This is a genomic window from Rivihabitans pingtungensis (assembly GCF_003201855.1).
GTDB classification, from domain to species: domain Bacteria; phylum Pseudomonadota; class Gammaproteobacteria; order Burkholderiales; family Aquaspirillaceae; genus Rivihabitans; species Rivihabitans pingtungensis.
In genome coordinates this window covers 84,751-104,147 of the sequence record NZ_QJKI01000009.1, presented here as the reverse complement: position 1 = coordinate 104,147, position 19,397 = coordinate 84,751, and the positions used below count along the sequence as shown (strand labels likewise).

The window sequence follows — 19,397 nt, the reverse complement described above, 5'->3', positions numbered from 1 at the left end:
CTTCAGTGGCTCAGCCAGCGGTTGAATTCCGCCCGCGCCGCCTGCGCGGTTTCGCTGGCGGTCAGGCCGATGGGGCCAACGCCGCGCCGCGCCAGCCGTTCGGCGCCGCGTCCGGCCAGCCACACCGCCAGCGCGGCGGCGTCGAAGGCGGGCGCGCCTTGCGCCAGCAGGCCGGCAATCAGGCCGGTGAGGGTGTCGCCCTGGCCGGCGGCGGCCATGCCGGCGTGGCCGGTGGGGTTCAGCCGGTAGTGGCCGCCGGGGCGGGCAATCAGGCTGCCGGCGCCTTTGAGCACCACCACCGCCTGAAAGCGCTCGGCCAGCAGGCGGGCGCTGGCCACCCGGTCGGCCTGGCTGTCGGCGATGCGGCTGTTCAATAGCCGTGCGGCTTCGCCAGGGTGCGGGGTGAGCACGCACGGCGCCGGGTGCTGGCGCACCCGCTCGGCCAGCTTGGCGTCGGCCGCCAGCAGATTCAGCGCGTCGGCGTCCAGCACGCAGGGCAATTGCCGCTCCAGCGCGTGCGCCAGCGCCAATGCCGCGCTGGCCCCCTGGCCCAGGCCGGGGCCGACCGCCAGCACGGTCAGTTCAGCTTCGTCCAGCAGGCTGGCGGCGTCGCGCAGCATCAGCTCCGGGTAGTGCCCATCCAGCGGCGGCGCTTCACCCAGAAAACCGGCAAACACCTTGCCGGCGCCCATCAACAGCGCGGCCCGCGCCGCCAGCAGCGCCGCGCCGGCCATGCCGCTGGCCCCGCCCACCACCGCCACGCTGCCGTAACTGCCTTTGTGGCTGTTGTGGCGGCGCGCCAGCATCGGCAGTTGTTGCGGTTCGGGCAGGTTCAGTTCGCCGCTATTGGCGGGCCAGGTGGGCGTCCATGCTTCGGGCAGGCCCAGGCTGGCGATGCGGATGTCGCCGCAGTAGTCGCGGCCGTCGCCGGTGTACAAGCCCGGTTTGGGGCAGATAAAGCTCAGCGTGGCGGCGGCGCACACCGCCACCGGCTTGGGCTGGCCAGTCCAGGCGTCCAGGCCGGACGGGCAGTCCAGCGCCAGAATCGGGCAGGCCAGGTCGTTCAGCCGCTCGACCGTGCGTCGGGCGGAGTCCTGCAAGGGCCGGCACAGGCCAATGCCAAACAGCCCATCCAGCGCCAGCGCGTAGCCATGCGCCTGATCCCAGCTGGACAGCACGTTGCCGCCAGCGGCGCGAAAGGCGTTCAGCGCGGCAATCGCCTCCATGCTGCCCGGCTCGCCCATCGGCAGCAGCGCGTCCACCCGGTAGCCGCGCGCCAGCAGCAGCGCGCCGGCCACCAAGGCATCGCCGCCATTGTTGCCGCGCCCGGCCACCGCCAGGATCGGGGCGTCTTCGTGGTGGCGGGCGGCAATCCACTCGGCAATCGCCAGCCCGGCGCGCGCCATCAGGTCTACGCCGTGTTCGCCCGCCGCGCGCTCGATGGCGCGAATGCTGTCCAGATCAAGCAAGGGCATCATGTGCGTGGTTCTCCCCAGCGCGCCATCAGCGTGTGCGGAATGCGCAGTTGATCCAGGATGCGGGCGACGACAAAATCCACCATGTCATCCACCGTACTGGGGTGGGTGTAAAACCCCGGCGCTGGCGGCAGGATGGTGACGCCCAGCCGGGCCAGCGTCAGCATGTTTTCCAGGTGAATCACCGACAAGGGGGTTTCGCGTGGCACCAGGATCAACGGGCGTTTTTCCTTGATGCTGACATCGGCGGCGCGTTCGATCAGGTTGTCGCTCATGCCATGGGCGATGGCGGCCAGCGCGCCCATTGAGCACGGGCAGATCACCATGGCGTCGGCCGGGTTGGAGCCCGATGCCGGCGGGGCAAACCATTCTTCGCGGCCAAACACCGATAATTGCTCGCCGCAGCAGTATTGCTCGCGCCACAGCGCTTGCAGCGCCTTGGCCTGGCTGGGCAGGCTCAGTTGCATTTCTTGTTGCGCCACCACTTGCGCGGCGGGCGAATACAGCAGCCACACCCGGCAGCCGGCGGCGAGCAATTGCTCCAGCAGGCGGATGCCGTAGGGCAAGCCAGAAGCGCCGGTAAAGGCCAGGGTGACGGTGGCGGGGGGCAAAGCAGTCAGGCTCATGGGGTGTCGGGCTCTTGGGGGGAAGGCGGCTGGCGCAATAAGGCGGCGCAAGCCAGGCCGTTGACCAGGCCGGTCAGGGAGGCAGCCAGGGCAAACGGCGGCACAAAATACAAAATGCCGTCAGACGGAATCAACCACAGTCGCGCCAGCGCCAGCTGGCCGGCAATATGGCAAAACGCGGCGATCAGGCTCAGGCTGACCGCGCCAAACCAGCGCCCCGGCAGCAGCCGGTGCGCCAGACCCAGGCCCAGCAGGCTGCACAACCCGCCGGTGAGGCTGAGAAAAAACCCCGGCGTAAACAGGCTGCCCAACAGCAGGCTGGCGGCAAAGATGCGCAGCAGGCTGACGCTGACCGCCACCTGCCAGCCAAAGCGGGTCAGCGCCAGCAGGGTGACAATATTGGCCAGCCCCGGTTTCAGGCCGGGCAAGGGAGTGGGAATGCCGGCGTCGATCAGCGACAGCGCCACCGCCAGCGCAGCCAGGCGCGCCACGCGCACATCGTCGGCGCGGGCATGCAGGGTGAGGGTGGGTGGGGCGGTGGGCATGGCGGCGTTAAAAGTTCAGGCTGTCGTAAGGGGTATTGCGGCGCGGGATGTCGATCGAGGTGCGGTTGGGCAGGCACAGCGCGGTTTGTCCGGGCCGGCTCAGCCAACCCTGGCGCACGCAATACTGGCGCGGGCTGGGGTCGCGCAGGATGCGCGCGCGCCCGGCAGCGATTTGCACTTCGGTGACGCCCAGCGGGCCGGGCACTTCGATGCGGCGGTCGTGGCGCAGGCTCAGCCGGGCAAACACCTGGCCGTTGGCGCGGATCACCACTTCTTCGGCCACACCGTCGCGCCACAACCAGACAAAGCTGGCCAGCGCCAGGCCTACGGCCAGCGCCAGCATCAGCACATCACCGGGGCGCAGCAGCGCCCAGGCCATGCTCAGATGATGTCGCTGCGGCACAGCAATTGGCGGTGGCGGATCAGCACCTGCTCGTCGGCAAACGCTGCCGCCAGTCGCTCAATCAGGTATACCGAGCGATGTTGACCACCAGTGCAGCCGATGGCCACCGTCAGGTAGCTGCGGTTGTCGCGGGAGAATTCCGGCAGCCAACGGGCCAGCATGCCGCGAATGTCCTCGAACATCAGCTCCACCTGCGGCTCGGCGGCCAGATAGCGCGCCACCGGCTCGTCCAGCCCGGTCAGCGGCCGCAAATCCGGGTCGTAATACGGGTTGGGCAGACAGCGCACGTCAAACACAAAATCGGCGTCCAGCGGAATGCCATGCTTGAAACCAAACGATTGCACAATCAGCGTCAGCCGGCTGTTGTCAGCCTGCACCAGCTGGCGAATCCAGCCACGCAGCTGGTTGGCGGTGAGTTCACTGGTGTCGATGCGCTGGCTGAGCTCATGAATGGACGCCAGCATCTCGCGTTCTTTTTCGATGCACTCGGGCACCGTCAGGCCTTCTTCCGACAGCGGATGGCGGCGGCGCGTTTCCGAAAAGCGCTTGATCAGGGTTTCGGTTTTGGCTTCGAGAAACAGCAGGCGCAGGTCGATATTCAGCTTGCGCAGCTGGTGCACGGCGGTGGGAAACAGCGACAGCATCGGCGCGCTGCGGGTGTCCACGCTGATGGCCACGCGCTGGTAATTGTAGGCGTTGATGTTTTCCACCAGCTGCGGCAGCAGGGTGGAGGGCAGATTGTCCACGCAGTAAAAACCGGAGTCTTCCAGAATTTTCAGCGCCACCGACTTGCCCGAACCGGACAGCCCGCTAATCAGGATCAGCTGCATGTTCTTGCTCCCGGAGAAAACGGGTTTGTCGTTCGATGAAATCGCGCGTGCTGTCGATGCCGCGCAATTGCAGAATATAGTTGCGCACCGCCGCCTCGACCAGCACCGCCAGATTGCGTCCGGCGGCCACCGGCAGGGTGACTTTGCGGATGGCGACGTCGAGGATGTCCTGGGTTTCGCTCTGGATGTTCAGGCGGTCCAGCTCGCGCATGGATTGGTCGGTGGCCTTGACCAGATGGATGATCAGCTTGAGCACTTTTTTCGGGCGCACGGCGGTTTCGCCAAAAATCGCCCGGATGTTCAAAATGCCCAAGCCGCGCACTTCCAGAAAATCGCGCAGCACGTCCGGACAGCGGCCTTCCAGCGTTTCCGGGCCAATGCGATACAGCTCGACGGCGTCGTCCGCCACCAGGCCATGGCCGCGCGAGATCAAATCCAGCGCCAGCTCGCTTTTGCCCATCGACGATTCGCCGGTGATCAGCACGCCCACTTCCAGCACGTCCAGAAACACGCCATGCATGATGGTGGAGGCGGCCAGCACCCGCGCCAGATAAATGCGCATCACGTCCATCAGATAGGGCGAGGGCTGCGACGAGGTCAGCAGCGGCACATTGTGCTGCTCGCACTGCGCGCGCAGGCCCTTGGGCAGGGGCTGGTCATTGGCGACGATGATGGCGGAAATCGGCAGGGCGAACAGCTGATCCAGCATGCGCTGGGCATCAGTTTCGCCCAGGCCGTTCAGGTACTGGATTTCCGCCAGGCCAAACACCTGAATGCTGTTGGGGTGAATCAGGTTGACGTGGCCCACCAGCGCCAGCGTGGGGCGCTGCTGGTCGGCGTGGATGCGGTTATCGGTGCCGGAGCTGCCGGCCACCCATACCAAATCCAGTTTTTTGACATTGTCCTGATACAGGCGACGAACACTGATGCTAGGCATGGGCAGGCCATTCGGCCAGCAGGCGGTGCGCCTCGGCCGGGTCGGTGGTGGTCAGCAGCGTTTCACGTAGCTGCCGGTTGGAAAAACGGTGCGCCAGCTCGGACAGCACCTGCAAATGCAGGTCGTTGGCCTGATCCGGCACCAGCAAGACAAACAGGCTTTGCACCGGCTTGCCGTCGGGCGAATCATAGGGGATGGGCGCTTTCAGGCGGATATAGGCGCCGCTGGCTTCTTTCAGCCCCTTGGCGCGGCCATGCGGAATCGCCACCCCTTGCCCCAGGCCGGTGGAGCCGAGTTTTTCTCGGGCGAACAGGCAATTGAACACATCGCTGCGGGCGATGCCGCAGCTGTTTTCAAACAGGATGCCGACCTGCTCGAACACCCGCTTTTTGCTGGAGACGTCCAGATCAAGCAGCACGTGCTCGGGAGACAGGATTTTGGCAATCAGACTCATTGCGTGACCCACGCTTTCACGGAATCGCATCATTCTACGCCGGTTTGACCGGGCTGGCAGCCGACGCGCAAGGCTGGCCGGTCGGCGCTGACACAGGCCAGCAAAGCCGACAGCATGTTTTGCCCATGGCGCAGCAGCGCGCGGCGTCATGGGCAAAACAGACTGGGGGAAATCACCGCCGGCGGGCATCTGGGAGATGGCCGCCGGCTTGGTAGGCGCGGCGCGCAGCAGGGCGCGCCGGCAAAAGAATCAGGCTTCGTCGGTCGCCGGCGTCGGGGCGCGCTCGGCCGAGTGGTGATCGGTGATCTTTTCCTTGTGCTTGAGCACCTGGCGATCCAGCTTGTCGGCCAGCGCGTCCAGCGCGGCGTACATATCGGTGCTGGTGGCTTCGACGTGAATGTCCTTGCCCTTGAGGTGCACATTCACCTCGGCTTTTTGTTCCAGTTTTTCCACCGACAGAGTGACTGCCACCGAGGTGACATTATCGACGTGGCGGGTGATGCGCTCGAGCTTGGCCTCGATGTATTCGCGCAGCGACGGGGTGACTTCGAGATGGATGCCGGTGATTTTCAGGTTCATAACCTTACTCCTTCCTGGTGGTGCGTCCCGCCACTGGGCGGAACTGGTTGAAGCGGCGCAATAGACACTTGTCTGTTGCGAAAGCCGGCACATCAGGACATTTCATGCCCTGGTAATGTTTACATCGGCCGGCGCATGGCCGGCTTGAGCGCATCCGGCCAGTCGTGAATCAGATCGACTTGCGCAGATTGACCGGCGGAATCTGCATGGCCTCGCGATACTTGGCCACCGTGCGCCGGGCCACCTGAATGCCCTCATTGCCCAGCATATCAGCCAGCGCCGAATCGGACAGCGGTTTTTTCGGGTCTTCGTTGGCGATCAGCTGGCGCAGCCGCGCCTTGATGGCGGTGGCCGAGCACTCGCCGCCCGAGTCGGTTTCCAGTGCGCTGCCGAAGAAATATTTCAATTCAAAGATACCACGCGGACATAAAAGGAATTTTTGCGTGGTCACCCGCGAGATGGTGGATTCGTGCAGGCCCAGCTCGTCGGCAATGTCGCGCAGCACCAGCGGGCGCATGCCCACCTCGCCCAGCTCGAAAAACTGTTGCTGACGCGCCACGATGGCCTCGGACACGCGCAAAATGGTGTCAAAGCGCTGCTGCACATTTCGGATCAGCCATTTGGCTTCTTGCAGTTGCGCGGTGAGCTGCGAGCCGCCTTCGCGGTGGTGTTGCAGCAGATGGGCGTACAGCGAGTTCACCCGCAGCTTGGGCATGGCTGCTGGGTTAAGCTGGGCGCGCCAGCCCTCGGCGCCCTTGGTGACGATCACATCGGCGACAATATACTGGGTGTCGTCGCGGCCAAAGCCGGCCGCCGGGCGTGGATTCAGCGAGGCCACCAGCTGGGTGACCGCCTTGAGCATGTCGTCGTCGCAGTGCAGCTGGCGCTTGAGCTTGTTGAAATCCCGGTGCGCCAGCAGCGACAGATGCTCGGCCACCAGCAGCCGCGCCAGTGCGCGCACTGGGCTGTCCGGCAGGATATCCAGTTGCAGGGTCAGCGATTCGGCCAGCGAACGCGCGCCCACCCCGGCCGGCTCGAACTGCTGCAACAGGCGCAGGCCCACTTGCAGCTCGTCCGGCTCGACGCCCAGTTCTTCCGGCAGGTGGGCGGCCAGCTCTTCCAGCGATTGGGTGAGATACCCGTCGTCGTCCAGCTCTTCAATCAGGAAAGTCACCACCGCGCGGTCGCGCGGCGGCAGCGCGTGTTCGGCCAGTTGATCCAGCAAATGCTCGCGCAGGGTTTTTTCCGCCACCATATTGGCGTGCGGATCGAAGTCATCATCGTGGTTGCCCGAGCCGCTGCTGGACCAATCCGACAGCTCCAGGCTGTCGGCCGGGCCATCGTCGTCGCGGCTGGCTTCCTGCGCCTCAGGCGCGGCCTCGCTGGGCGCATCGCTGTTGCTGGGCGTCTCACTGGCGCCGGGCAGCGGGTCGGGCTGGCCTTCGTCACGCTCCAGCATCGGGTTGTCGTGCAGGATGTTTTCGATTTCCTGCTGCAAATCCAGTGTGGACAGCTGCAATAGCCGGATCGACTGTTGCAGTTGCGGGGTAAGCGTCAGCTGCTGGCTGACCTTGAGTTGCAGGCTTTGTTTCATGGGCGCCGCTCTGTCATGCTCGTCACTCGCCTACAGGCGGAAATGTTCACCAAGATACACGCGTCTGACGTTTTCGTCGCTGACCAGTTGCTCCGGGCTGCCTTTGGCCAGCACCGAGCCTTCATTGATAATGTAGGCATGGTCGCAAATCGACAAGGTCTCGCGCACATTATGGTCGGTGATCAGCACGCCAATCTGGCGCTCGCGCAGGTAGGCGATGATTTTCTGGATATCCAGCACGGCGATCGGATCCACCCCGGCAAAGGGTTCATCCAGCAGGATAAAACGCGGTCGGGTGGCCAGCACGCGGGCGATTTCCACTCGCCGCCGCTCGCCGCCCGATAAGGCCAGCGCTGGCGATTCGCGCAGATGGCCGATGTTCAGCTCATCCAGCAACTGGGTGAGTTCTTTTTCTGCTTCTTCACCCCGACGACCTGAAATTTCCAGAATGGCCAGGATGTTTTCTTCCACGGTCATTTTGCGAAAGATCGACGCTTCCTGCGGCAAATAACCCAGCCCGAGTTTGGCGCGCTGGTGGATGGGCAGATGGCGGATGTCGTGCTGGTCCAGGCGCATTTCGCCGCCATCGGCGCTGACCAGGCCAACAATCATGTAAAAACTGGTGGTCTTGCCGGCGCCATTGGGCCCCAACAGCCCCACCACTTCGCCGCTGGCGATGTCCAGCGACACATCCTTGACCACCGTGCGTTTGCCGTAGCGCTTGTTCAGACCACGCACCGAAAGCACACTGCCGGTCATTGTTTTTTGTCCTTGTTGTCCTTGCCGTCGTTCTTCGGCTGCAAAATCACCGTCACCCGCCCGGCATTTTTATTGGTGGCTGCGCCCTGGCCGGTGCCACCATTGGCGGCAAAGGTTTCGTCCTTGGTGTTATAGACCAGGGTCGAACCGATCACGATGTCCTGGCCACGCTTGACGCGGGCATTGTCGAACAGCTTCACCAGATTCTTGCCGCTGTCGTATTCGATGCGCAGGCCCTGGGCATCCATCCATTCGTCCTTGCCGTCGATCTTCTGGCGGAAGGTGGCCGGGTTGCCGCGCGCCACCGCCACATCACCGCCGCCATTTTTGTCCTGGGTGACGGTGACTTGGGCGGCGCGCAGCAAGATGGTGCCTTGGGTGACCACCACATTGCCTTCGTAGACGGTGACGCCCTTGAGCTGATCCAGGCTGGCGCGGTCAGCTTCGATCTGGATGGGTTTGTCGCGGTCGCCTTGCTCGGCCAGCGCGCTAGCTGCCGCGCAGACAAAACTCAGGGTGACAAGGCTGGTCAGCCATCGGTCAGTGACGGGTGGGAACATGGGTTACCTTTACCTTGGACAGCAGTTGCACCTGTTGGGTGGCATCGTTATATGTAAAGCCGGTGGTGTGCACCACGCTGGCGCCGCGCTCCAGCACGGCGGGCGCCGGGGTTTGCGCCGTGCGTTTTTCGGTATCGACGGTCAGCCGGCTGGTGACCAGCTTGGCGGTGGGCAGGCCCGGGGCATAGCGCAGCAGGGTGACTTCACGCGGAAACACGCTGATGCGGGTTTTCGGGTTGTACAAACCATCGGTGCCGATGATTTCCAGATGCAGTACGCCACGCTGATACTGGCGCAGGTGTGGCGCCAGCAGGTGGATGGTGGGGTCATTGGGCAATTGCCAGGCGCGCTCGCCTGTCAGATGCTGCTTGATGCCGCCACTGCGTTCAAACACTGTGGCAGAAAACCCTTCCAGCACATAATCCGGCGTGGCGGCGTCCTTGTCGTGCCCGACGCTGGCGCTGAGCCAGTCGGTCAGCGATTGCAGCCAGAAGCTCAGGCCGCCCAGCAGCGCCAGCAACACCAGCGGGAACAGCTTGACGTGACGACGCGGCGTCATGCCAGATACCGCGCCAGCGCCGCGTCCAGCTTGCCTTGCGCTTGCAGAATCAGTTCGCACAATTCACGCACGGCGCCACGCCCGCCAGTGCGGCCGGTGACATAGTGCGCATGGCTTTGCACCAGATGCGGCGCATCCGGCACCGCCACCGCCAGGCCCACCTGGCGCATCACTGGCAAATCAATCACATCATCGCCGATATAGGCGCAATCCGCCGGGGTCAGTCCGGTGTCGGCCAGCAACTGGGCAAAAGCCTCGGCTTTATTGCCGATGCCCTGATACAAATGCGCCACGCCCAGCGCCTGGGCGCGCACTTCCACACAGCGGGTATTGCGGCCGCTGATGATGGCCAGCGTCACGCCGCTTTGCCGCAGCAGGGTCATGCCCAAGCCGTCCTGAGCGTTAAATGCCTTGAGTTCTTCGCCGCTGTCGGTCAGGTAGATGCTGCCGTCGGTGAGCACGCCATCGACGTCCAGCACCAGCATCTTCACCGCGCGGGCGAGGGTATGCACGTTTTGCATGAAAAATCCTGGCTCACACCACACCAGCGCGCAGCAGGTCGTGCATATTCAGCGCGCCTGTCAGCCGGCCGGCGGCGTCGAGCGCCAAAAGTCCGTTGATCTTGTCTTGTTGCATGCGTTGCAGCGCTTCCGCCGCCAGTCGTTCGGCGCCGATATGGCGCGGCGCGCGGTTCATCACCGCGCCCACCGGGCCATCCAGGTCGAAGGCGTCGCGATCCAGCAGCCGGCGCAAATCGCCATCGGTGAACACTCCGACCAACTGGCCATCGTCGTCGCACACCGCGGTCATGCCCAGGCCCTTGCGGCTGATTTCATACAGCGCGTCTTTCAGCCGGGTGTCCGGGCGCACCACCGGCAGCGCCGGGCCGCTGTGCATCACATCCGCCACCCGCACCAACAGGCGCTTGCCCAGGCTGCCGCCCGGATGCGACAGGGCAAAGTCTTCCTCGCGAAAATCGCGCGCATCCAGCAGGGTCAGCGCCAGCGCGTCGCCCAAGGCCAGCGCCGCCGTGGTGCTGGAGGTCGGCGCCAGCCCCAGCGGGCAGGCTTCGCGCTCGACCGCCGCGTCCAGATGCCAATCCGCCTCGCGCGCCAGGGTGGATTCCGGCCGGCCGGTGATGGCCAGCAAGCTCACCCCCTTGCGGCGCAGCGCCGGCAACAAGGCCACCACCTCGGCGGTTTCGCCGGAGTTGGACAAGGCCAGCACCATATCGTCACCGGTGATCATGCCCAAATCGCCATGCGCGGCCTCGGCCGGGTGCATGAAAAATGCCGGCGTGCCGGTGGAGGCCAGCGTGGCGGCGATTTTGCGGCCAATATGCCCGGACTTGCCCATGCCGGTCACCACCAAGCGCCCACGACACATCAGCGCGGCGTCCACCGCGCGCAAAAACACCGCATCCAGGCGGGCGGAAACATTCAAAATGGCGTCGGCTTCGGTGGCCAGCACATCGCGGGCCAGCGCCAGCCGGCGCGAGGAAACAGCGTCGTCGGTCATACGGCAGTTACACGGCAAGTGACCGTGGTCAAAGAACGCAAGTATAACCAAGTTGCCTGCCTGCCGCATGGCGCGGGCGATGGACGGGGTGGCCTTGGCGCCGTGTGGGTGTCGTGATCCCGGATCAACGCCGGCTGGCGCCAAAGCGGCAAGCCCTTGTCAGCCATCTGCTGTCCCAGCGAGGCAGGGCCAAAACGCCGGTTCGCCACGGCGCGCGCGCTTGCGCAAAATCACCTCCTGAGCCTCGGCGCGGCGCCATTCCGATTCATGTCAAAAGTATATTTCTTAACAAACTTGTCTCATGCCGCCCCCATCGGTTATACATGTGCGCCTAGAGTCGCTCACAAAACTTTCCTGCCGTCGTTGCGCAGCCTTGCCGTACTTTTTGTACTGTCTGCGGCCGCGCGTCTAGCCAGGATCGCTGCGCTGAGTTTTGTGAGCGACTCTTATCTACAGAAGAATGTGCCGGCCGTTTGCGCCCCACGGAGAAAATCGTCGTTCATGCATTCGCTCGCCCCCGTTGTCGCCATCTTGCTCGCCGCCGTGTTGGTGGTGGTCCTCTGCCGCCTGTTGCGCGTGCCGGCCATGCTGGGCTATCTGCTGGTGGGCTTCATCGTCGGCCCCGGCGGGCTGCAACTGATCGCCGACACCGCGCAAACCCGTTTTCTGGGTGAAATCGGCATTGTGTTTCTGATGTTCACCATCGGCCTGGAATTCAGCCTGCCCAAGCTGCGCGCCATGCGCCATATCGTGTTTGGCCTGGGCGCGGCGCAAGTGGTGGTCACCTTATTGGTGGTGATGGCGCTGGTGGTGCTGGCCGGCGCTTCGCCGCTGACCGGCTTTGCCCTGGGCTCGGTGGCGGCGCTGTCGTCCACGGCGATTGTCTCCAAGCTGCTCACCGAGCGGCTGGAGCTCAACGCCCCGCATGGCCAGCTCTCGATTGGCGTGCTGCTGTTTCAGGATCTGGCCGTGGTGCCCTTGCTGATTCTGATCCCCGCCTTTGCCTCGCATTCCACCCATCTATGGCAAGACCTCGGCCTGGCGGCGCTGAAGGTGATGGGCGTGATGGTGCTGTTGTTCAGCATCGGCCAGCGGGTGATGCGGCCGTGGTTTCATCTGGTGGCGCGCCAGCGCTCGTCCGAGCTGTTCATGATCAATGTGCTGCTGGTCACGCTGGGGGTGTCTTACCTGACTGAGCTGTCTGGCCTGTCGCTGGCGCTGGGGGCGTTTGTCGCCGGCATGCTGATTGCCGAAACCGAATACCGCTATCAGGTGGAAGAAGACATCAAGCCCTTCCGCGATATCCTGCTGGGCTTTTTCTTTGTCACCATCGGCATGCGCCTGGATGTGTCGGTGCTGACCGAGCAATTCACCCTGGTGCTGGTGTTTGCACTGTTTTTGGTGCTGGGCAAGGCGCTGCTGATGTTCGCTATCGCCCGGCTGTTTCAGTACAAATCGGGAGAATCACTGCGCAGCGCGGTGGCGCTGGCGCAGGGTGGCGAGTTTGGTTTTGTGTTGCTGGCGCTGGCCGGCAACCTGGATTTGATCGCCCCGCAAGTTGAGCAATCCGCCATCGCCGCCGTGTTGTTCTCCATGCTGGCGTCACCGTTTTTGATTCCGCGCAGCGACTGGCTGGTGCGCAAGCTGATTCGCGCCGACTGGATGATGCAAGCGGCGGATTTGCACCATATTCTGGTGTCCAGCATGCTGCGCAGCGAACACGTATTGATTTGCGGCTATGGCCGCAGCGGCCAGGCGCTGGCGCGGCTGCTGGAGCGCGAATCCATCCCGGTGTTTGCCCTCGATCTGGATCCGGAGCGGGTGCGCGAGGCCGCCGCCGCTGGCGACGCCGTGGTGTTTGGCGACGCCGCCAAAAAAGAAGTGTTGCTGGCCGCCGGCCTGATGCGCGCCAAGGCGCTGGTGATCACCTATTCCGACACCCATTCGTCGATCCGCATTCTGCAAGTGGTGCAGCAACTGCGCCCCGACCTCACCGTGATTGTGCGCACCGTGGATGACTCCGACATCGACCTGCTGCGCGAAGCCGGCGCCGATGAAGTGGTGGCCGAAGTGATGGAAGGCAGCCTGATGCTGGCCTCGCAAGCGCTGATGGCGCTGGGCGTGCCGCTTAACCGCGTGCTGCGCCGCATCCGCAGCGTGCGCGAAGAACGCTACAGCCTGTTTCGCGGCTTTTTCCGTGGCGTGACTGACGAAAGCCTGGCCATGGACGACGCCCAACAAGCCCGCCTGGCCGCCGTCACCCTCACCCCCGGCTCCGCCGCCGTGGGCAAAACCCTGGGCGAGCTGCACCTGGGCGCGCTGTGCGTGCAAGTGCGCACGGTGAAACGCCGCTCCGCCCGCCACATCGCCCCCGACCTGGATTTTGAACTGCACGCCGATGATGTGCTGGTGCTGCTGGGCACGCCGGAGCAGATTGCCACGGCGGAGTTGCTGTTGTTGGGCGGGAAGCACTGAGCGCCGCAGGTCAAATTCTTTCTGTCGTGCGCTTCATGGTGGTATGGCTAGCGTCTTGGCCCGTTGGCGAAATGCACGGGGCGAGAGCCCCGTGCTTTGTGCAAATAATCGGCGGGCAAAGCGCGGATCTGTATAACCGATATCGCAACACAGATCATCCACTGGCGTATCACTGGTAAGCAGCAGGTGTTTCATGCGGGCCATCCGCACCAATTGCCAGTAGCGCGATGCGCTCAGTCCACAGGCCTTGCGAAAGCGCCGCTTCAGGCTACTTTCGCTAGCGTTTATGCGGGCTGCCAGCATGGCCAGGGTGAGGGGTTTGGCGTAATTCGCATCGATAAAATATTGTAGTTCAAGAATGGCGGAATCAGCATGCTGTTTATAGCGGTGTAACTCGGCCAGCCATAACGTGTGGTTTACTTCGCCATTTTGACTGGTCAGCGCTAGGCTTTGGCTAACTACATGCGATGACAGACTGGCCAGCAGGCGCTGCGCCAGCCAAGTCAATGCGGCATCCAACTGAGTGGCGCTGGCAAAGCGACCCCATTCGAGCAAGGAATGCTGGTGGCTGACGGTCAACTGTGGATAACGCCGTTGCAGTGTCTCGGCAAAACGCCAGTGAGTTACTACTTGCCCACCATTCAGCACCCCGCTTTGGGCTAGCATAAAGGTGCCTGTGGAGAGTCCCAGCACCGCTTGACTCTCACGAAAAAAACGCCCTAATCGCGCCCAATCCAGCGCCGGATTATCCAGCAGCTGCTTTAACTGTCCGTATTCCACGCCCGGCACTAGAGCCAGGGTTTGTGGGTCGGGTTGTTCTTCCAGCGCCTTCACTGGCAACGACAAGCCATTTCCCAGCCTCACCTCTCCATCAGTTAATCCATATAAATGGACTTCAAGGCCTGGTGGTACGCCATGATGCGCGGCCACCAAACTATGAATGGCGACAAAATCCAGAATACCCATCAGCTGCGAACCCCAGCAGCCATCCAGCACAATTATCGCCAATTTCAACATGTGAGCTAATCCACCCGATTATTGCCCGATTGCGCCAGTCACGCGCTGTGTGAGCGAGGTTAGCATTATATCGATCTTCACTTTCGAGGTTATCATCATGTCAAACCTTGCTGCAAAAGCATATTTTGTCCAGGATTCATTCGCCAGGCTACTTGGCGTTGAGCTGCTGTCTGCCCAGGATGGGCAAGCCTGTGTGACCTTTTTCGCCAGTTCTGAGCATTGCAACGGTTTGGGGGGAGTACATGGAGCGGTAATTTTTGCCTTAGCCGACATTGCCTTTGCTGTGGCTTGTAATACCCGGGGACATCAGGCGGTGGGTATCCATGCCTCCATCCACTACATTCATGGCGCTCGCCCCGGTCAGATGTTGGCTACGGCTCATGAGGTGTCATGTAAGTCGCGACTTGGGCATTACTTGGTTAATGTCACTGACAGCCAAGGCGTGTTGCTGGCGCAGTTCAGCGGGATGTCGTATCGCCTGACTGTTCCTGCGGTTTCGTGTTGAGCGGGCCGTTAGTTTGTCCATATGCTTTTTTCTGATCCTGTCACCCGTGAGCCTTTTATGAACGATGCTGATTTTCCCTTGGTCGTTGCTGATGACGTATGGCTGAATGGCCCGTATGGCCCATTGTTTGTGCGACGCTGGCGCAATTCTGCTGAGTCTGCCTTGGCGCCGATGGTGCTATTGCACGACTCGCTGGGCTGTGTAGAGTTGTGGCGTGATTTTCCGGCTCGGCTGTGTGCCGCCACCGGCCGCGATGTTATCGCCTATGATCGCCCTGGCTTTGGCCGCTCGGCAGCGCGCCAAGACCCACTCGCCCTGGATTTTATTGAGGCCGAAGCGCGGGAGGTGTTCCCGTGGTTGCAAGAGCAACTGGTACTGACTGATTTTATTGCATTGGGTCACAGTGTGGGGGGCAGCATGGCTGTGCACTTTGCCGCTGGCTCAGTTGCTTGTCAGGCCGTGATCACCATTGCCGCACAGGCGTGTATTGAGCCTCGCATCTTGCAAGGCATTCGCCAGGCACGGCAACAGTTTCAAGATCCTCAGCAATTTGCCCGTTTGCAGAAATATCATGGCGACAAAGCGGAATGGGTGCTCAATGCATGGATTGATACTTGGCTCAACCCAGACTTTGCGGATTGGTCGCTGGCGGCGACGCTGCCGCGTGTAGCTTGCCCCTTATTGGCAATACACGGTGAACATGATGAGTACGGCAGTGAACAACAGCCAAATATGCTGGTAGCGCTGAGTGGCGGTCAGGCACAACGGGAGATCATGGCCAAGACCGGCCATGTGCCGCACCGCGAATCGCCATCGCAATTGGTGCAACGGGTGGCGGATTTTGTGCTGGTGTGTTGAGCGAGCTTGCTCTGCTCGGTGTGCTAATCGCGTTCAGATAGCCATCCACCTCCGCCTGCAACCATTCCGCAAACACCTGCACCTTGGCTTTGCCCTGGCTGCGGCTGGGCCACACCAGCCAGTAGGGGTTGGCGTAGGGGGCGGTCAGCTCGCCCAGTTGCACCAGTTCGCCGCTTTGCAGCAGGTCGTGCGCCAGTGAGCGGCGGGTCAGGGTGATGGCCTGGCCTTGGCGCACGGCTTCGATCACCAGATTGGAGTCGGTGAACATCGGCCCATTCAAGGTCTGGGTGGGCAGGCCGGCGGCGTTCAGCCAGTGGCCCCAGCCTTCCACCGAGCGGATCAGCGGGCAGGCCAGAATCTCTTGCGGGGTGTGCGGCAACACGCCGCCGTTAAAGCTGGGCGCCGCCACCGCCAGCAGCTCGTCAGTGAACAGCGGCAGCTGGGTGAGCCCTTCCCAGCCGCCAGCGCCCATGCGGATGGCGGCGTCCACCCGCTCCACCTGAAAATCCACCATCTCCAGGCTGGCGCGCAGGGTCAGCTTCAGCGCTGACTGGGCGCGCATCAGGCCGGGCAGGCGACGCACCAGCCAGTGCGCGGCAAACGAGGGCAACACGGCCAGCACCAGTTCGTCCTCGCGCGGCAGCGCCAGCACATCGTCGGTGGCCTCGGCCAGATCGGCCAGCGCCATGCGCAGCCGCAAGGCGTACATCCGGCCGTCTTCTGTCACCGACAAGCGCTTGCCATGGCGCAGAAACAGGCTTACGCCCAGGGTGTCTTCCAGCACGCGCAATTGCTGGCTGACCGCGCCATGGGTGACATGCAGCTCATCGGCAGCCTTGCCCACGCTGCCCAGCCGCGCCACGGCCTCAAAAGCGCGCAGCGCCGCCAGCGGCGGCAGACGGTTCATGTTAGCCATACTCACCAAAACTCCCAAAATAAATCGATTTTTGCGATGTTTATCCTAAGGTAAATTTAGCAAATCTTAAATGCAATTGGGGTGTGCGATGAGAGCGTCGGGTGATTTTCGGGTGGTGGTGGGCGCGGGCGAGCTGGTGCGGCTGGATTGTGATGCGCCGGTGCGCGTGCTGTGCGAGCAAGGCGCGTTGTGGATCACCAGCAGTGCGGCGGCCGAGGATATTTGCCTGAGCGCCGGCCAGCAGGCGCAGGGCTGTCAGGGCGTGGTGTTGCTGGAAGGCGAGGGCGTGCTCAGGGTCAGCCTGCTGGATGCGCCGGCGCGTCAGGCTTGCTCTAGACCAACTGGTCTAGTAGACTGTGCCACATGACTGCCGCCTGCCCCCCGCACACCGACACCCGCGAACATATCCTGAGCACCGCCGAGCCCCTGGTCCTGGGCAAGGGCTTTACTGCGCTGGGTTTGACCGAGCTGCTGAGCGCGGCAGGGGTGCCCAAGGGCTCGTTTTACCATTATTTTCGCTCGAAAGAGCAATTTGGCCAGGCCTTGCTGGAGCGCTATTTCGCCAATTACGACGCCCGGCTGGCCAGCCATTTTGCCGCCGAGCCGGGTCGCATGCGCGACCGGCTGCTGAGTTATTTTGCCGGCTGGATCACCCAGGCCTGCCAGGCCGACAGCCATGGCAGCTGCCTGGCGGTGAAGCTGGCCGGCGAGGTGTGTGATTTGTCCGAGCCGATGCGCGAGGCGCTGGCGGTGGGCATGGCGCAGGTGTGCGCGCGGCTGGCCGACGCCATCGCCCGCGCGGCGGCGGAAGGCTCGCTGGCCACCTGCGCTGATCCGGCGGCGCTGGCCGATGCGCTGTACGCGATGTGGCTGGGCGCCGCCTTGCGCACCAAGGTGATGCGCGACAGCAGCCCACTGGTGCGCGCGCTGGCTGATACCGAACAGCGGCTGGCGTGGCCATCGCGCTGAGCGCGGCTCACCCAGCAAAGACGCTTGCTTTACCCCGCCGCACCCAGGTGCGGCTTGCATTTGCCAACGGACTAGACGACTGGTCTATTGGTGTGTTGTTTTCAACGCCTGACCCACAAAAAGGACGCCTCCATGCGTGCAGACCACCTGCTCACCCCGGTGCAGATCGGGGACATCACCCTGAACAACCGTATTGTCATGGCGCCGCTGACCCGGCTGCGCGCGCACGAGCCGGGCGATGTGCCCAATAGCGCGCTGGCGGCGGAATACTACGCCCAGCGCGCCGACGCCGGCCTGCTGATTGCCGAGGCCACGCAGATTTCGCCTGTGGGCAAGGGCTATGCCGGCGCGCCGGGGATTTACAACGAAGCGCAAGTGCAGGCCTGGCAGCCGATCACCGCCGCCGTGCACGCCAAGGGCGGGCGCATGGCCTTGCAGCTGTGGCATGTGGGCCGGGTGTCGCACACCAGCTTGCAGCCGGAGCACGCCGCCCCGGTGGCCCCATCGGCGATTGCCGCCGACGCCAACGCCACGGTGCGCAACCCGGATGGCCAATTGGGCCGGGCGCCGTGCTCGCTGCCGCGCGCGCTGGAAACCGCCGAAATCGCCGACCTGATCGAAGACTACCGCCAGGCCACCGACCGCTCGCGCCGCGCCGGCTTTGATCTGGTGGAAGTGCACGCCGCGCATGGTTATCTTTTGCACCAGTTTCAGTCGCCGCTGGCCAATCAACGCACCGACCAATACGGCGGCAGCGTGGAAAACCGCGCGCGGCTGACGCTGGAAGTGGTGGACGCGGTGATTGGCGAATGGGACAGCGCCCATGTCGGCATCCGCATTTCGCCGCTGGGCATTTTCAACGGCCTGGACGACACCGGCCAGGAAGACATGGCCTGGTATCTGGCCGACGAGCTGGCCAAGCGCAAGCTGGCCTATCTGCACCTGTCCGAGCCGGATTGGGCCGGCGCGCCAGCCTTGTCCGACGCCTTCCGCCACACCCTGCGCGCGCGCTACCCAGGCAAGATCATCGCCGCGGGCGGCTACACCACCGAAAAAGCGGAAACCCTGCTCAAGGCCAAGCTGATCGACGCCGTGGCCTTTGGCCGGCCGTTTATCGGCAACCCGGACTTGGTCAGCCGCCTGCGCGAAGACTGGCCGCTGGTGGAGTTCAACCCGGCCACGGTGTATGCCGCTGGTGCGGAAGGCTATACCGATTATCCGGTGTATTCGCCGGCCTGAGCGTGCTCGGCTCGATCAGTGGGCTGCCCCCTTCTGATCTTGTTGCACGGTCTGCATCTGCTGAGCCAGAGACTCGGTACGGTGTAAGCTTGGCCAAAAAAACACCCCCTGCGGCCAGTAGCGCTCAGCGCTGCCGCAGGGGGTGTTTTTGATCTGGCTTACCTTACGGCAGGCTCAGCACCACTTTCACGCTGCCATCCACTGCGGCCTTGTCGATATAGCCAATCGCCGCCGGGTTGCCGGCGACGAACTTCTTCACCTCGGCGTTGCCGCTGACTTCCTTGGGCGGATTGCCCTTGCCGGTGAACAACAGCTTGGCCCAGGTGGCCTTGATCTGCGCGGCGTTGCGGCCGGTGGCCTTGCTGTAAAAGTCTTCTTTCAGCTCGGCCTGATCCACCAGCGCGGCGCTGGCGCCGCCCAGTTGCTGGGTTTTGCCGACAAACAAATCAGCCACCTGCTCTTTGCTCAGCGTGGCCACGGCCGATTTGGCCGACACCACCACCACGGTTTCCGCCCCGGCGGCGGCGCTCAGCGCGCTGGCCAGCAGCATGCAGACAATGCGGGTTTTCATCGGCGGCT

General features: G+C 63.4%; 23 protein-coding genes. 6 read left to right on the top strand and 17 right to left on the bottom strand.

Annotated features, from left to right (window positions below; all coding sequences use genetic code 11):
• Positions 1 to 2 precede the first annotated feature (2 nt).
• From DFR34_RS08910 to DFR34_RS08845, 14 genes are all read right to left on the bottom strand, one after another.
• The gene (locus DFR34_RS08910; protein ID WP_110390793.1) at positions 3 to 1,478 is read right to left on the bottom strand and encodes an NAD(P)H-hydrate dehydratase; all 1,476 of its coding nucleotides are present in this window, start codon (positions 1,476 to 1,478) and stop codon (positions 3 to 5) included.
• Positions 1,475 to 2,101 (bottom strand): flavin prenyltransferase UbiX, encoded by a 627-nt coding sequence (locus tag DFR34_RS08905; RefSeq protein ID WP_110390792.1) that lies wholly within the window; start codon positions 2,099 to 2,101, stop codon positions 1,475 to 1,477. Before DFR34_RS08905 ends, DFR34_RS08910 begins: the two co-directional genes overlap by 4 nt.
• On the bottom strand, positions 2,098 to 2,646 hold the full coding sequence (locus tag DFR34_RS08900; RefSeq protein WP_110390791.1) for a Gx transporter family protein: 549 nt from the start codon (positions 2,644 to 2,646) through the stop codon (positions 2,098 to 2,100). Before DFR34_RS08900 ends, DFR34_RS08905 begins: the two co-directional genes overlap by 4 nt.
• A 7-nt stretch (positions 2,647 to 2,653) precedes the next feature.
• A complete protein-coding gene (locus DFR34_RS08895) occupies positions 2,654 to 3,025 on the bottom strand; it encodes a NusG domain II-containing protein (protein ID WP_110390790.1) in 372 nt (123 codons plus the stop codon).
• A 2-nt stretch (positions 3,026 to 3,027) separates the two neighbouring features.
• Complete coding sequence (rapZ, locus tag DFR34_RS08890; RefSeq protein ID WP_110390810.1) at positions 3,028 to 3,879, bottom strand: RNase adapter RapZ; 852 nt, start codon at positions 3,877 to 3,879, stop codon at positions 3,028 to 3,030.
• A complete protein-coding gene (hprK, locus tag DFR34_RS08885; RefSeq protein ID WP_110390789.1) occupies positions 3,860 to 4,816 on the bottom strand; it encodes an HPr(Ser) kinase/phosphatase in 957 nt (318 codons plus the stop codon). The genes rapZ and hprK overlap by 20 nt, the downstream gene beginning before the upstream one ends.
• On the bottom strand, positions 4,809 to 5,270 hold the full coding sequence (locus DFR34_RS08880) for a PTS sugar transporter subunit IIA (RefSeq protein ID WP_110390788.1): 462 nt from the start codon (positions 5,268 to 5,270) through the stop codon (positions 4,809 to 4,811). Before DFR34_RS08880 ends, hprK begins: the two co-directional genes overlap by 8 nt.
• A gap of 249 nt (positions 5,271 to 5,519) precedes the next feature.
• Positions 5,520 to 5,849, bottom strand: coding sequence for a ribosome hibernation-promoting factor, HPF/YfiA family (gene hpf / locus DFR34_RS08875; protein ID WP_110390787.1), 330 nt, complete (start codon positions 5,847 to 5,849; stop codon positions 5,520 to 5,522).
• Positions 5,850 to 6,018: 169 nt separating this feature from the next.
• Positions 6,019 to 7,443, bottom strand: coding sequence for an RNA polymerase factor sigma-54 (locus DFR34_RS08870; RefSeq protein WP_110390786.1), 1,425 nt, complete (start codon positions 7,441 to 7,443; stop codon positions 6,019 to 6,021).
• Between the two features lie 30 nt (positions 7,444 to 7,473).
• Entirely contained in the window at positions 7,474 to 8,202 is a 729-nt protein-coding gene (gene lptB, locus DFR34_RS08865; RefSeq protein ID WP_110390785.1) for an LPS export ABC transporter ATP-binding protein, read from the bottom strand.
• Positions 8,199 to 8,762 carry a lipopolysaccharide transport periplasmic protein LptA gene (gene lptA, locus DFR34_RS08860; RefSeq protein WP_110390784.1) on the bottom strand — a complete coding sequence of 188 codons (564 nt, stop codon included), beginning with the start codon at positions 8,760 to 8,762 and terminating at the stop codon, positions 8,199 to 8,201. The genes lptB and lptA overlap by 4 nt, the downstream gene beginning before the upstream one ends.
• Positions 8,743 to 9,321 (bottom strand): LPS export ABC transporter periplasmic protein LptC, encoded by a 579-nt coding sequence (gene lptC / locus DFR34_RS08855; protein WP_110390783.1) that lies wholly within the window; start codon positions 9,319 to 9,321, stop codon positions 8,743 to 8,745. Before lptC ends, lptA begins: the two co-directional genes overlap by 20 nt.
• Positions 9,318 to 9,842 (bottom strand): 3-deoxy-manno-octulosonate-8-phosphatase KdsC, encoded by a 525-nt coding sequence (gene kdsC, locus DFR34_RS08850; RefSeq protein WP_110390782.1) that lies wholly within the window; start codon positions 9,840 to 9,842, stop codon positions 9,318 to 9,320. The genes lptC and kdsC overlap by 4 nt, the downstream gene beginning before the upstream one ends.
• Positions 9,843 to 9,855: 13 nt before the next feature.
• Complete coding sequence (locus tag DFR34_RS08845; protein ID WP_110390781.1) at positions 9,856 to 10,839, bottom strand: KpsF/GutQ family sugar-phosphate isomerase; 984 nt, start codon at positions 10,837 to 10,839, stop codon at positions 9,856 to 9,858.
• Positions 10,840 to 11,340: 501 nt separating this feature from the next.
• On the opposite strand from DFR34_RS08845, the gene DFR34_RS08840 reads away from it, so the two are divergent.
• Positions 11,341 to 13,314 carry a monovalent cation:proton antiporter family protein gene (locus DFR34_RS08840; RefSeq protein WP_110390780.1) on the top strand — a complete coding sequence of 658 codons (1,974 nt, stop codon included), beginning with the start codon at positions 11,341 to 11,343 and terminating at the stop codon, positions 13,312 to 13,314.
• A gap of 33 nt (positions 13,315 to 13,347) precedes the next feature.
• Here DFR34_RS08840 and DFR34_RS08835 read toward each other — a convergent pair whose 3' ends face one another.
• Complete coding sequence (locus DFR34_RS08835; RefSeq protein ID WP_110390779.1) at positions 13,348 to 14,331, bottom strand: GlxA family transcriptional regulator; 984 nt, start codon at positions 14,329 to 14,331, stop codon at positions 13,348 to 13,350.
• A 97-nt stretch (positions 14,332 to 14,428) separates the two neighbouring features.
• Here DFR34_RS08835 and DFR34_RS08830 point away from each other — a divergent pair, with 97 nt between their 5' ends.
• Entirely contained in the window at positions 14,429 to 14,836 is a 408-nt protein-coding gene (locus DFR34_RS08830) for a PaaI family thioesterase (RefSeq protein WP_146215104.1), read from the top strand.
• A 57-nt stretch (positions 14,837 to 14,893) separates the two neighbouring features.
• Positions 14,894 to 15,694 (top strand): alpha/beta fold hydrolase, encoded by an 801-nt coding sequence (locus DFR34_RS08825; protein ID WP_110390777.1) that lies wholly within the window; start codon positions 14,894 to 14,896, stop codon positions 15,692 to 15,694.
• Here DFR34_RS08825 and DFR34_RS08820 read toward each other — a convergent pair.
• On the bottom strand, positions 15,609 to 16,601 hold the full coding sequence (locus tag DFR34_RS08820) for a LysR substrate-binding domain-containing protein (RefSeq protein ID WP_110390776.1): 993 nt from the start codon (positions 16,599 to 16,601) through the stop codon (positions 15,609 to 15,611). The genes DFR34_RS08825 and DFR34_RS08820 overlap by 86 nt on opposite strands.
• A 97-nt stretch (positions 16,602 to 16,698) precedes the next feature.
• Between DFR34_RS08820 and DFR34_RS08815 the strand changes: the two genes are divergently transcribed.
• From DFR34_RS08815 to nemA, 3 genes are all read left to right on the top strand, one after another.
• Positions 16,699 to 16,977: a DUF2917 domain-containing protein gene (locus tag DFR34_RS08815; protein ID WP_158281783.1), complete on the top strand. Its 279-nt coding sequence runs from the start codon at positions 16,699 to 16,701 to the stop codon at positions 16,975 to 16,977.
• Positions 16,974 to 17,579, top strand: a complete 606-nt coding sequence (locus tag DFR34_RS08810) for a TetR/AcrR family transcriptional regulator (protein ID WP_110390774.1) — start codon at positions 16,974 to 16,976, stop codon at positions 17,577 to 17,579. The genes DFR34_RS08815 and DFR34_RS08810 overlap by 4 nt, the downstream gene beginning before the upstream one ends.
• Positions 17,580 to 17,711: 132 nt before the next feature.
• Positions 17,712 to 18,818 carry an N-ethylmaleimide reductase gene (gene nemA / locus DFR34_RS08805; protein WP_110390809.1) on the top strand — a complete coding sequence of 369 codons (1,107 nt, stop codon included), beginning with the start codon at positions 17,712 to 17,714 and terminating at the stop codon, positions 18,816 to 18,818.
• Between the two features lie 163 nt (positions 18,819 to 18,981).
• On the opposite strand, the gene DFR34_RS08800 is transcribed toward nemA, so the two are convergent.
• Entirely contained in the window at positions 18,982 to 19,389 is a 408-nt protein-coding gene (locus DFR34_RS08800) for a type 2 periplasmic-binding domain-containing protein (RefSeq protein ID WP_110390773.1), read from the bottom strand.
• Positions 19,390 to 19,397 lie beyond the last annotated feature (8 nt).